Here is a 12,603-nt window from a genome sequence, read left to right on the forward strand (position 1 = left end):
AATTAGAATATAAATATGAAAACTTACGAAAAGAAAGGCGACAAGGCTACCAGAAACGGTTTCGGCGAAGCATTGGCAGAACTTGCGATACAATGCCGGAACTTGTTGTGATTGGCGCCGATGTGACCGGCTCCGTTTTGACTTCCTTTTTCAAGAAACATCCCGATAGATTTTTTTCAGTTGGAGTAGCAGAGCAAAACGCTACTACAGTTGCTGTCGGAATGGCATTGAGCGGTAAAGTTGCAGTGTTTTCGAGCTATAGTGCATTTGCAGCCTTCCGAAATGCAGACCAACTTAGAGTTTCAGTTTGCTACAACGAAGCCAATGTGAAAATCGGCGGCGCTCATTCCGGGATAACAGTTGGTCCCGATGGTGCAACTCACCAATCTCTCGAAGAAATTGCGTTTCTGAGAGCATTGCCAAATTTAACTTTAGTTTCGCCTTGCGATTACCTCGAAGCCAAAAAAGCCACAAAAGCTATTTGCGAAATGGTCGGACCTGCTTTTTTAAGATTCGGAAGACCTGCTGTGCCAATGTTTACTAACGATGACACTCCATTTATACTCGGCAAAGCTAATATTTTGCATGAAGGAAATGATGTTGCTATTATAGCATGTGGTCTGCTTGTTTGGGAATCGCTTTTAGCAGCAGAAAAATTGCAAGAAATTCATGGAATCAATGCGCGCGTCATTAATATGCACACTATCAAACCAATTGATGTTCAAGCTATTGTTGATGCAGCACGTGAATGTGCTTGTATCGTCACTGCCGAAGAACACCAAGTTCATGGCGGATTAGGTGGAGCAGTCGCCGAAGTTACGGCTAAGAATTTACCGGTTCCAATAGAATTAGTTGGCATGAAAGATTCATTCGGTGGAAGCGGAGAGCCATTTGAATTAGCCGAAAAGTACGGAATGACATGGAAAGAAATCTATGCTTCGGCATTAGTTGCCATCGAACGAAAGAACGGAACATACAACAAAATTCGACAAGTGAAAGATGTAGCTACATATCACGAAGGTCTTTGATTGAGCTTTAAAATATGAAAGACATTGATAAAGATAGCGAAAAGCCCAAAAAATTTCGCAAACGAAAAGTAATTCAAGAAATTGAACAAAATCCTCCAATTCAGAGCGAATTAATCAAAATTGATGAGCCAATTATAATCCAAATTGCTGAATTAGCTGACCAACACGGCTATGAAATTTACATCGTCGGTGGTTATGTCAGAGATTTGCTTTTGGGCAGAGAAAGGAAAGATTTTGACTTTTCAATTGTTGGCGATTCGATTGAATTTGCAAATCTCGTGGCTAATACTTTCAATACAAAAGCTGTTATTTACGAAAGATTCAGAACTGCACTTGTCCCCATCAATAGTTTCAATTGCGAATTTGTAGGCACTCGCAAGGAAATTTACGAAGCTTCGTCGCGTAATCCGATAGTTACGATTGGGACTCTGGAAGACGACCTCAAAAGGCGAGATTTCACAGTTAACGCATTAGCAATTTCTTTGAATAAATCGGATTTCGGCAATCTGATTGACTTATTTGGCGGGATTGATGATTTGCGAAATAAAATATTACGAACTCCGCTGGACCCCGAAACTACTTATACTGATGACCCTTTGCGAATGATGCGAGCAGCACGATTTGCGTCACAGCTCGATTTTGAACTTGACCCGAATTCTCTCAATACGATTCAATCTATGTCTGAACGAATTTCAATAATCTCACAGGAACGAATTAGCGACGAATTTCTTAAAATAATAGCTTCTGATGCTCCAAGCAAGGGTCTTGGGATACTGTTCAACACAGGTTTGATGAAAATAATTTTCCCGGAAATGTATGAAACTGCAGGTGTGGACATAGTTGAAAAAACCACGAAATCTTACGCACATAAAGATGTTTTTTGGCATTCATTAAAGGTTTTAGATAATATTTCCAAAAATACAGACAATCTTTGGCTCAGATTTGTGGCTTTAGTTCACGATATTGCAAAACCGCGTACTAAGAAATTTATCGAAGGAACAGGTTGGTCATTTCATGGGCACGAGGAAATCGGGGCGCGTATGATGCCCAAAATATTTCGCAAAATGAAGTTGCCATTGGAACCACTCGATTACGTCCAGAAGCTGATACGTTTGCATCAGCGACCAATGGTGTTGGTTGATTCACAAGTTACTGATTCTGCGGTTCGCCGACTCGCAGCACACGCAGGAGCTGATTTGGAAGACTTGTTCACTCTTGTGAGAGCAGATATTACGACCAAAAACCCGAATCTATCTGAAAAATACAAACGCAATTATGAAAATGTCTTCAACAAGGTCATTGAAGTTCAAGAAAAAGACCGCCTGAGGGAATTCCAATCACCCGTTCGCGGCGAAATGATTATGGAATTATGCGAATTGCAACCTTCAAAACCAGTCGGCATAATCAAATCGAAAATTGAAGATGCTATTCTTGATGGTTTGATTCCCAACGAATACGAAGCTGCATTGCAATTTTTAATCGAAAATAAAGATTCATGGTTAGATGAAATTCGTGCTTCTAATCCTCATCTGTTTCGCCTTCCCTGATAATACGGGATTTAACCCTGCATAAAGTCTGGAATTTGCAGTAATTACAAACCATTGCACTTGTCGGCTCTACCGGAAATTTGAATTCAGCAATATTGTGAGTTATTTCGATAGCTTTTTCGGTTGACGCATCCAACAATTCCTTGAAATTTTTATCAGTCAAATAGCTCAAAAACTTGTCTTTTCCTGAATCCGGCAAATTCAGCCTGTAATAAAGCGCCCCGTCTGTTTGTGCTTTAATGCCGTAGAATTCGTTTAATAATTGCTCTGCAGCCTTGGTATAAAGCGGAGTTTGGAAATTATTGAAATTTTTGACGCCACCAATTTTATGGTCAGATTTGATTGTAGTTTTATAGTCCGCAATCCGAAAATCGAAGGAATTTGTTTCTTCATCCATATGCAGTTCGATTCGGTCTATCTTTCCGCGAATTTTCATAGAGCCGTTCTCAGCTTTTAGCTCAATTGGCGGAGTTCCATCGTTCATGCCAAATCCCATTTCGAATAAAATAGGTTTGAACTTACCATATTCCTCGCCCTTGCCTAATTCATTGTCTAACCAAGTTTCTAATATTCCCTTTTTGCTAATTCCATTTTTATTCATTCCCAAAAGTTGGTCGCGTTCAAATTTGAACATATCGGGGCTAATCGCAAATTTTTGCAATGACATTTCAGCTATTTCAAACAAGATTTTCAAATAATTTTCACGATGTTCTACTTCTAAATGAACCGGCTTCAATTCCGGCAAATTTTCAAATTTCGGATTTGGAATTACCCAACTTCCGGTGGAATTTTTGTCTTGTTGGATGGTGACATAGAAATAGTAAAGAACACTGTGCATCAGCGAGCCGAGCTCTAATGGTGTCAGCGCAGGTTCTTTTTGTTCAATCTTATCAACTCGGAGCATCTTTGCTACATAATATTGATACGGGCATTTGACGTATTGCTCGATTTCACTTGCCGAAAATACGTTCTTTTGCAAAGCTTTGTCATCTTGCAAAGTTGATAAATCATTTGTATCCGCAAGCCAATCTTTTATTTCCGACATTGTGAAATTTTGCAGATACTCAAGGTTTGATTTAGTCTTGTTGCTGATTGTAATGTCATTGTTCAATTCAAAAGAATCGTCCAGATTTTTACTATTTTCATACAAATCGTTATCATTGACAATGTATTCGATGGGTTTTCGGACGATTGATAAAATATCGCTGTTATTGTCAGTTTCGTTGATATTTTCCGGTCGAATGGGATGCAAACCTGTGATTTTGCTCAAATATGTCAAGAACGGCGATTTGACCACATCGCCGCCTTCATCCTTGCAAATGTAGGATATGAAAATCTTTTTTTGAGCAGAATCCAAAAGATGATGAGCATTAGTCAAAAATTGGTAAAATTGAATCCGTTCTGAGTTTTCGTGTCTGATTTCGCTATCCGGCAGTTTTTTGCCCAATAATGCTTCCGATTTGTATGGCAGCGGAAATTCGCCATCATTAACTCCGCAAAGTATTGCAATTTTGTAGTCCAAACCTCTGATTTGTTCGATTGAAGTGATGGTAACGCCATAATTCATTTTGTCGAGAATTTGATATTTTTCAGACTTAACGGCAGTTTTTAATCTTTCTATTAGCTCTTTCAAACTATAAACTTGCTTAGGATTTCGCTCATTCATTACGAAAAACATCTCATCGAGAAGTGCCATGAACTTATTCAAGGCTTTACCATTTTTTTCAGCTTGCTCTTTGATGGTGATGTAATCAAAATAGTCCCGCTTGTCCTTATCGGGCAATATAGTGTTGAAAGTAGATGAAATATTTTCCTGAATCGCAAATCTTTTAATAATATCATTTTTGATTAATCTGACAAAATCATTTATAGAAAATTTGTCCTTGCCGATTTTGAATATTTCAGTCAAAATTTTTATATCATCTAAAGCCGCTTTATAATGTTTGAGTTTGGTTTCGATGTCTCGCTTTTCGTGATAATCTTCATATTTATCCTTGACCGATTCGAAGAATTTTATGGCTTTTTCTAACCTGAAGACCCATTGCTTGGCACCGCCGAATTTCAATCCTCCTCTAATTCTTAATTCCGAAGCAGCATAAAACAAACTCGTTGTATCCGGTTTGCGAGTGCTTACGCCATCAAAAAATGAAATGTTTAGCAATCTATTATTCAGCATTTTAAATACATCATCCTTTTCAAAGCCGTTTGAAATAACGGATAAAACGTTGAAAATAGCGTTTACAACTGACGAATTTGACAGTTCAAATCTATCGGTGACGTGCGCCGGAATGCCTTGGAGGAAAAATCCTTCGCGGAAATTATGTGCATATTTTGATGGATTGCGACTGACGATACAAATATCGGTCGGCTTTGCTCTGTGGATTAGAATCAAATATTTCACGAGTTTCAAAATGTATTCGACTTCGTCTTCGATTGTTTCAAATTCGAGTATTGCCAGATTATTATTCAATTTCGTGTATGGACTTGTGTTGTCAATCTCGAACAAGTATTTTCTCAAAAAATCGCTCGGTTTCAAGTCCTGATAAGATTGCTTCAATTCTTTGTCGAAACTTAAAATTGAATAACCTGCTTGAGATAATCTTTCGGTCACTTCGCTCAAATTTCCAAATAAAGGTCCGTTTTTCTCCGAAAAATCTAAATGAATAGCTGTAGCAATTTTGCTTTTGCCAAAATGTGAAATAAATTCTACCTCGGGAGTCTTGAAATCGCTGAATCCCCAAATCAATAGATTAGATGCTTCGCGATGCGAATTTTCAGGGAAAATGTTATCCATCAGTACGTCTGAGAAATTGTCATTTCTGACGTATTCTTCGGTAAAGTCTTTGTTCAATTTGTTCAGAACTTCAGCCATATCAAACAAATTCGGCGAAATCAATTCCTGATATTTTTTATAAATTTCGTAAATATCATTGAGCCGGACGTGGTCAGTGATTTCCTTTGCTTTTTTCGAATCATTTTCTACTTCAAGCAAATCAATTTCAATGTCTTCGACTTTGATGCCATCTTCCTTGATTCCATAAATTATTCCTCCCAGCCTCTCAACAAGAGCATGTTTGATTCTTGCATTTGGTTTGTAGAAGCTCAAATTTGATTTGGCAATTGCATCTTCAAATAGAGTATTTCGGTATGCTTCGGAAACTATGAAATATGGCTTGTCCTTGTAGTAATTTTTAAAACAGTGCGAAGCAAAAGATTGCAAATTATAGACCATCGGCATTTCGCAGGGTTTGCCATGGACGGAGTAATACTTTTTGACGATTTCGCGTTTGAATTTGAAAACGAGCTTTCCTGTAGGGACAATTATTATCATCGAATTCAAACTATCTTCGGCAATATGTTTGTCAATCAAAGTATTTATGTCGTAAAGTTTCGACTGAATATCGAATCCCGAATTATATAATATATATGCCATAGAAAAATCTCATTTTGTCAAAGTTTAAAAATAAATAAAAAAGCCGCACAATATGTCGTTTGTACGGCTTGGAATAAAATATTTTTAGAGATTATAAAGATGGACCGGCTGAAATTAAGCTTTGACCGTGTTCATTGTCGGTGAAATTCTCAAAATTCTTGATGAATTTTTCGGCTAATGAGATAGCAGCAGCGTCCCAATCTTCTGCAACACTCCAGAAGTTACGTGGATTGAAAATCTCGGGATTAACATCGTGCAAAGATTTCGGGATTTGAAGATTGAAAATCGGCAGAGTTTCAAATTCGGAATCTTCGATTGAACCGTCAAGAATTGCATTAATAATAGCACGCGTCGATGGCAAATCAATTCTACGTCCGATTCCGTATGGTCCACCGACCCAGCCTGTGTTCACCAAATATGCTTTCGAACCGTGAATTTCCATTTTGCGAGTCAATTCATTGGCATATAAAGTGGGGTGGAGCATCAGGAAAGCATTACCGAAACATGATGAGAATGATGGCGTTGGTACAGTCACGCCGCGCTCTGTTCCGGCTAATTTAGCTGTATATCCGCTCAAAAAGTGATATTCAGTTTGTTCTTTTGTTAATTTCGATACCGGAGGCAATATCCCGAAAGCGTCTGCTGTCAAAAATATTACAACATTCGGGTGAGTGCCCCGCGAAACTGGTTTCACTATGTTTTCGATATGATGCAAAGGATATGATACGCGAGTGTTCTCGGTTTTGGAAGTATCGCTGAAATCTATCACACCTGTTTCGGCATCAAATACTACGTTTTCGAGAAGTGCATCGCGTTTGATAGCATGATAAATATCGGGTTCTTTTGTTGGGTCAAGGTCTATACATTTTGCATAGCATCCACCTTCGAAATTGAACACTCCGTCATCATCCCATCCATGTTCGTCGTCACCGATTAGTAATCTGTGTGGGTCGGTTGAAAGTGTAGTCTTTCCGGTGCCCGATAATCCAAAAAAGATTGCTGTATCATTTGCTTTGCCCATATTTGCCGAACAATGCATTGAAGCAATGCCCTTTAGCGGTAAATAATAGTTCATAATCGAAAAAATGCCTTTTTTCATTTCGCCACCATACCATGTGCCGCCAATTACTGCCATTTTCTCAGCTAAGTTAAAAGCTGCAAAAACTTCACTGTTCAAGCCCTGTTCTTGCCACAAAGGATTTGATGTTTTCGATGCATTCAAGACCACGAAATCAGGCACGAAATCAACAAGTTCAGCTTCAGTTGGACGAATAAACATATTCGTGACGAAATGCGCCTGCCATGCTACTTCCATAATGAAACGAACGCATAGTCTTGTGTCGGCATTTGCACCGGCGAAACAATCCACTACATATAGATTTTTATTTGATAATTGAGTAGTAGAAAGCTCTTTCAAGTGGTTCCAAATTTCCGGAGTAATGGGTTTGTTGTCAGAACTCTTCCTTCCGGGATTTGCCCACCAAACATTCTTTTCGGAGCTTGGCTCTTTGACTATATATTTGTCTTTAGGAGACCGTCCGGTAAATATCCCTGTATCAACAGCAACCGCACCAAGGTTGGTGACATATCCTCTCTCGAATCCTTCAAGTTGCGGATTCGATTCATGATGATAGAGTTCATCATAACTTAAGTTATAAAATATCTGATTTATATCAGTAATTCCATAATTTTCCAATTTAAGGTTCTTTGTTTGAAACTTTTCTACCTGCATTACGAATTATCTTATAGTAGTGAAACATTTTATTTTAATTTATTTCTATCAGAAGAATAATTCGTATGTGCCGCTTAAATATTGTTTGCATAAATTAAAATTAAAATTTAGTGAAATCATGCACTTAAACCGGCATTTGGAATTGACTTTATCAAGAAATAAAGTATATTTGTAACGAAAAAATGAAAAAATATTTAAGACATATTGAGCTTCTCTTTTGGGTGTCAGCAATCATTTGGCTTTCGTTTGTCGAAATCAAGACTGTGCATTTTACTTTTTGTCCTCTGAGCAATGCCGGGTTGGATTTTTGCCCGGGTTGCGGTTTGGGGCAATCGGTATCGCTGGTTTTGTCGGGCAATGTTGTACAATCTTTCGAAGCACACCCACTTGGAATGTTCGCACTAATAATAATTTTACACAGAATTTACGTACTGATTTCTAATTATATCAAATTTAAGGAGTTACACCATGAATCATCAATTAATCCAAATGTTTCCGGACGTTGAGTTCGAGGAATTACGAATTTTGGAAAGATATACGGCAGATTTGAGTGAGCAGCAATTGATGCTATTCGCACAAATTTACCGAAATAAACGCCAATCATCACAAAATATACTAATTTTTTGTATCGTAGGGTTCTTGGGTTTTGCCGGATTGCAAAGATTTTTTATCAAACAAATCGGTATGGGAATTTTGTATTTCTTAACTTTTGGACTGTGCTTGATTGGTACTCTTGTAGATACCATCAATTACAAGCAATTGACTCTTGAACACAACTCGAAAATGATGCAAGAAACGATGGCTTTAATTCGATTATAATATACTAGAATTTTCGATTTTCGATAGCGTTTATTAGCCAATTAAGCATTTTTGTGTAATCATTTTCTTCGAGTTTTTTCAGTTCGGAGTAAGCGTTTTCGAAATATTCACGAATCTGCTCTGTGGCTATCTCATATGTTCCGGTGCGTCTGAACATTTCATCCATTTGTGGTATGAATTGCTCAGGCAATCCGTTATTTTGGTAAAAATCATCAATTAATTTAACATCCGATTCCTCGACAGCATTTTCCTTTGCCGCTAAAATCAAGTAAGTCTTTTTACCTTCGTTTATATCTTTGCCTATTTTTTTGCCTAATTTTTTCTCTTCTGCTACCATATCCAATAAATCATCTTGAATCTGGAAAGCCAAACCTGCACTATGAGCAATATTGTTCAGTATCGCTATTTGCTCGTCATTTGCATAGCCAATATGTGCTCCAATCAAGCAAGCGGTTTCAATCAAACGCGAGGTTTTTTTGTCAATCATATTTAAATATTCAGGCATAGTGACATCTTTTCTGTCGTTGAATTCCATGTCTAAGACTTGACCTTCACAAACTTCGATTAGTTCGTTTGTGAATAAATCCAAGATTTGCTCACTTCGGCTATGCTCTGAAGCTTTAGGAAGCAATTTATAAGCATAACCCACCATTACATCTCCGGTCAGTATCGCCACGTCACTATTCCATTTCATATGCACAGTTTGGCGACCCCTTCTGAGTGGAGAACCATCCATAATATCGTCGTGAACGAGTGTGAAATTGTGCAAAATTTCGATTGCGGCTCCGCATTTAGTTGCTTCATATGGATTGGCGCCGACGACTCCGGCACAAATCATTGCAAGTACAGGTCGAATCCTTTTGCCGCCTTCTTGCATAATATATCGAAATGGTTCGTATAAATTATTGGGTTGCCCAAACGGTAATGATTCTTGAATATTTTTTTCAACTTCATTTAAAAATTTGTCAAATTCTATCTTGAAATCCATCTTTTCACCATTCTTAATTATTTAGTATATAATACTTTCCGGGTAATTGTCTGATATGCCCGTTAAATTCTAACTCGAGTAGCAAAACGAGCAACATTGAGATGTCGAGTTCGCTTTTTTGGAGCAATGCATCTATATGAAGCGGCTCATATGAGAGCAAACTATAAAGCAATTCAGCACTCTTGTTTGAAAATACAGGTGCTTTTTTGACTGCTTCAAATTCCACTTTGTCGAAACCTAAGTCCTGCAAGATTTGCTGTGGCGATAAAGCTATTTTGGCGGCTTCTGCTCTGATTAAATCATTTGTTCCGTCGCTTGTTTTGTTGTTGATATTTCCTGGTATCGCAAATACGTCACGACCTTCGTTGAAAGCGATTCTTGCTGTAATCAAAGAGCCACCTTTTGCAGCACTTTCAACTATCAAAACTGCTTTCGATACTCCGGCAATTATCCTATTTCGCTGAGGGAAAGAGCTTAAATTGGCACTAATTCCAAATTTATACTCGGAAATTATTGCTCCGCCTGTTTCAATGATTTTGTCAGAATTTGTAACGGATGTTGAAGGGGAGAGCTTGTCTATTCCTGAAGCGATAACTGCATATGTAATCCCATTGCCTTTGACTGTTGTCATATGCGCTATTGTATCTATTCCATAGGCTAATCCGCTCACCACGACTACATTATTTAATGCAAAATAATCTGCAAATCTTTCTGCACAAAGTTTTCCGTATGTCGAAGGGCGTCTTGTTCCAACGATTGCAATTGCAATAGAATCAGATGCTTGCAACGTTCCCTTGACAAAAAGTATAGGTGGTGGATAGGCAATAGATTTCAATAATGTGGGGTATTCAGAATCCCAAAGAGTGACAAATTTGCTTTTGTTTTTTTCCGCGTGTTCAATTTGCTTCATGCTTTCATCGTAATAATGATTACCGGAAGCGAACAAATCATCCGCAAAAACTTTGTTCCTAATCGGATGCGATGATTCCGTCATTTCGTTCAGTGATTTGAAATCGCTGACTATTCTAACCAATTCGTATGATGAAAGCTTTTTGTAAAACTTAGTCTGAGTATGTCAAGTATATTCCAATCAGATGGTATCGCCATAAGTATTTTCGTAAATTTTGTTGAGTAAAATTGCAGATGCAGATGCTACATTTAATGATTCAATATCCCTGTTCATTTTAATTTCAAAAATTTTGTCACAATGTTCTAAAATCTCGCTATCTATTCCTTTGTTTCGTTGCCAAAAATAATGATTTTTTTGCCAATAAAATCAAAATTTTCAAAAGATTCAGATTCTAAATTATTTTCAATTGCAAAGATGCTATATTTATTATGTTTCAATGAGTTAAACGAATCATTTAAAGCATTTACATATGCAATTTTGACTTTGAAAAGTGAACCCATAGAAACTCTTGCAACTCTCCGCGAATAAGGATAATAAGTGCCCGCATCTATCAAAATGGAATCAATTCCAAAAGCTATGCAATTTCGGATAATCGAACCCAAATTTTCTGCATCGTTTATATTATTGAGTGCGACTATTGTATCAGAAAGTTCGCTTACATCGAAAAATTTTGGTGTACGAGCAACAGCTAAAATCCCCGTGTGCAATTTAAAACCTGCAATATGATTCATCAAAGCTTTTGAAGCGACAAATTGAAAATTATCGGGAACATTGCTATTAATCAAATCTGCATTTTCATTGAAAAAATCTTCAGTTACAAATACGGAAACAGTTTTGAGTTCGCTTTGAAGTAATTTTCTAACTACTTTTCTACCTTCGACTACAAATTTATCTCTTCTCGTGCCATCAATAGATTGCTGTTTCAAATTTTGATAATCAGCAACTATACTGTCTTCAACATTGTCAATATATATCATCAGCTGAGAACTTGCTTTTTGATATTGTAGTAAATTTTGCGTTGAAGTTGGTAATTCATCACATATTCGTAAATATCGTCATTCAAAGGCAACATTTCCGGTGCGATGATTCCCTTTTCATCAAACATGCCTTCTAAGAACATTGATGCAACTGCAGTAGCTGTATAACCGGTTGTACGAGCCATTGATGAAGTTCCGGTTGCAATGTCGGTTTCGTCATAGACATCATAAGTATATTTAACATTTTGTCCATCTTCGTTCCCTGCGATTTCAACTCTCATCACGGTAAATTCCAAATCACCGGGATTCAATCTCCAATTATCGAATAAAATATGTGAAGTGAATTCCATTGGCGAGATTTTGACATTTCCGATTTGAATTTTGTTTGTATCCAGGAATCCTGCTTTAATTATTGCACGCATCAAATCAATATGCCCGGGCCATCTTAGCGTCTTTTCAATCATATTCGGAGCTTTGATATTCCGCATAATGGTTCGCAACCCGTCCGTATTAAATGCTTCCAAAGTGCCAATTCCATCAAATTCTAAATATTCAGGGTCTGTCAAAGCCGGTTTGACAACGAGATGAGAATTCTCAACAAATCGTGCGGGTCTGGTGTACTCTTCTAATACATCAACAGGCGAAAACGGCGCTTTATATTGGAATGGGTGGCTACGGAGCTTTGGCAAACCGCCAACGTAACATTTGAAATCCGTGACTTCCATTTTTCTGACGTGATGTCCTAAGAGGAAGTTATCCATTCCCGGAGCAACGCCCATATCAACTATTGCTGTCAATTTTTTCGCTTTAGCTTTTGAGTCCAATGTGTAAGCATCTTCAGGGAAAAATGAAATATCAACCACGTTTTTCCCGGCTTCAATGACGTATTCAAGTGTTTGATAGCCCATAAAACCCGGTACAGCACCAATAACTAAGTCCGCATCGGAAACGACTTTGGCTATATTTTCATATTTGGATAAATCGGTAACAGTTGTGGGAATTCCGAGTTTAATTAATTTAGCTAAATGGTCTTGGGATTTGTCTGCGACTGTAACTTTGAACCGATTGCTCAAGTCAATCGCTATTGCACTACCTACCATTCCCGAACCTAATACAGTAACTTTTTTCATTGCTTTTCAATCTAATATTTTAACATCTTACAAACTTAC

Annotated in this window: 10 protein-coding genes and 1 pseudogene; 4 read left to right on the plus strand and 7 right to left on the minus strand. The window is 37.7% G+C overall.

Translation table 11 applies throughout. The features are described 5' to 3' along the window. Positions 1-15: 15 nt before the first annotated feature. Positions 16-1,028: pseudogene (locus M9949_07855) on the plus strand (transketolase family protein). A 14-nt stretch (positions 1,029-1,042) separates the two neighbouring features. Beyond that, the gene (locus M9949_07860; GenBank protein ID MCO5251322.1) at positions 1,043-2,575 is read left to right on the plus strand and encodes a CCA tRNA nucleotidyltransferase; all 1,533 of its coding nucleotides are present in this window, start codon (positions 1,043-1,045) and stop codon (positions 2,573-2,575) included. Here the strand turns inward: M9949_07860 and M9949_07865 are convergent. Both M9949_07865 and pckA read right to left on the minus strand, forming a co-directional pair. Further along, positions 2,547-6,008, minus strand: coding sequence for a PD-(D/E)XK nuclease family protein (locus M9949_07865; protein MCO5251323.1), 3,462 nt, complete (start codon positions 6,006-6,008; stop codon positions 2,547-2,549). The genes M9949_07860 and M9949_07865 overlap by 29 nt on opposite strands. A 91-nt stretch (positions 6,009-6,099) precedes the next feature. Next, positions 6,100-7,740 carry a phosphoenolpyruvate carboxykinase (ATP) gene (gene pckA, locus M9949_07870; GenBank protein MCO5251324.1) on the minus strand — a complete coding sequence of 547 codons (1,641 nt, stop codon included), beginning with the start codon at positions 7,738-7,740 and terminating at the stop codon, positions 6,100-6,102. Positions 7,741-7,922: 182 nt separating this feature from the next. Between pckA and M9949_07875 the strand changes: the two genes are divergently transcribed. Together M9949_07875 and M9949_07880 are read left to right on the plus strand one after the other, a co-directional pair. Then, positions 7,923-8,246 carry a DUF2752 domain-containing protein gene (locus tag M9949_07875; GenBank protein MCO5251325.1) on the plus strand — a complete coding sequence of 108 codons (324 nt, stop codon included), beginning with the start codon at positions 7,923-7,925 and terminating at the stop codon, positions 8,244-8,246. Then, complete coding sequence (locus M9949_07880) at positions 8,209-8,559, plus strand: TM2 domain-containing protein (GenBank protein ID MCO5251326.1); 351 nt, start codon at positions 8,209-8,211, stop codon at positions 8,557-8,559. The genes M9949_07875 and M9949_07880 overlap by 38 nt, the downstream gene beginning before the upstream one ends. Before the next feature lie 4 nt (positions 8,560-8,563). Here the strand turns inward: M9949_07880 and M9949_07885 are convergent, their stop codons facing one another. From M9949_07885 to M9949_07905, 5 genes are read right to left on the minus strand one after another with little or no spacing between them, the layout of a single operon-like run. After that, positions 8,564-9,547 carry a polyprenyl synthetase family protein gene (locus M9949_07885; protein ID MCO5251327.1) on the minus strand — a complete coding sequence of 328 codons (984 nt, stop codon included), beginning with the start codon at positions 9,545-9,547 and terminating at the stop codon, positions 8,564-8,566. 13 nt (positions 9,548-9,560) lie between these two features. Further along, positions 9,561-10,580: a DNA-processing protein DprA gene (dprA, locus tag M9949_07890; GenBank protein MCO5251328.1), complete on the minus strand. Its 1,020-nt coding sequence runs from the start codon at positions 10,578-10,580 to the stop codon at positions 9,561-9,563. A 57-nt stretch (positions 10,581-10,637) separates the two neighbouring features. Continuing rightward, positions 10,638-10,736: a hypothetical protein gene (locus M9949_07895; GenBank protein MCO5251329.1), complete on the minus strand. Its 99-nt coding sequence runs from the start codon at positions 10,734-10,736 to the stop codon at positions 10,638-10,640. Between the two features lie 38 nt (positions 10,737-10,774). Continuing rightward, positions 10,775-11,434: an RNA methyltransferase gene (locus tag M9949_07900; protein ID MCO5251330.1), complete on the minus strand. Its 660-nt coding sequence runs from the start codon at positions 11,432-11,434 to the stop codon at positions 10,775-10,777. Continuing rightward, positions 11,434-12,564: a saccharopine dehydrogenase NADP-binding domain-containing protein gene (locus M9949_07905; GenBank protein ID MCO5251331.1), complete on the minus strand. Its 1,131-nt coding sequence runs from the start codon at positions 12,562-12,564 to the stop codon at positions 11,434-11,436. The genes M9949_07900 and M9949_07905 overlap by 1 nt, the downstream gene beginning before the upstream one ends. Positions 12,565-12,603: the final 39 nt, after the last annotated feature.

The organism is Candidatus Kapaibacterium sp. (assembly GCA_023957315.1).
Classification (GTDB): domain Bacteria; phylum Bacteroidota; class Ignavibacteria; order Kapaibacteriales; family UBA2268; genus PGYU01.

What these genes read in the sequence shown, in the direction of transcription:
- pckA (MCO5251324.1), bottom strand. Translation starts at nt 7,740, where the DNA reads ATGCAGGTAGAAAAGTTTCAAACAAAGAACCTTAAATTGGAAAATTAT.
- M9949_07905 (MCO5251331.1), bottom strand. Translation starts at nt 12,564, where the DNA reads ATGAAAAAAGTTACTGTATTAGGTTCGGGAATGGTAGGTAGTGCAATA.
- M9949_07880 (MCO5251326.1), top strand. Translation starts at nt 8,209, where the DNA reads ATGAATCATCAATTAATCCAAATGTTTCCGGACGTTGAGTTCGAGGAA.
- M9949_07885 (MCO5251327.1), bottom strand. Translation starts at nt 9,547, where the DNA reads ATGGATTTCAAGATAGAATTTGACAAATTTTTAAATGAAGTTGAAAAA.
- M9949_07875 (MCO5251325.1), top strand. Translation starts at nt 7,923, where the DNA reads ATGAAAAAATATTTAAGACATATTGAGCTTCTCTTTTGGGTGTCAGCA.
- M9949_07865 (MCO5251323.1), bottom strand. Translation starts at nt 6,008, where the DNA reads ATGGCATATATATTATATAATTCGGGATTCGATATTCAGTCGAAACTT.
- M9949_07860 (MCO5251322.1), top strand. Translation starts at nt 1,043, where the DNA reads ATGAAAGACATTGATAAAGATAGCGAAAAGCCCAAAAAATTTCGCAAA.
- M9949_07900 (MCO5251330.1), bottom strand. Translation starts at nt 11,434, where the DNA reads ATGATATATATTGACAATGTTGAAGACAGTATAGTTGCTGATTATCAA.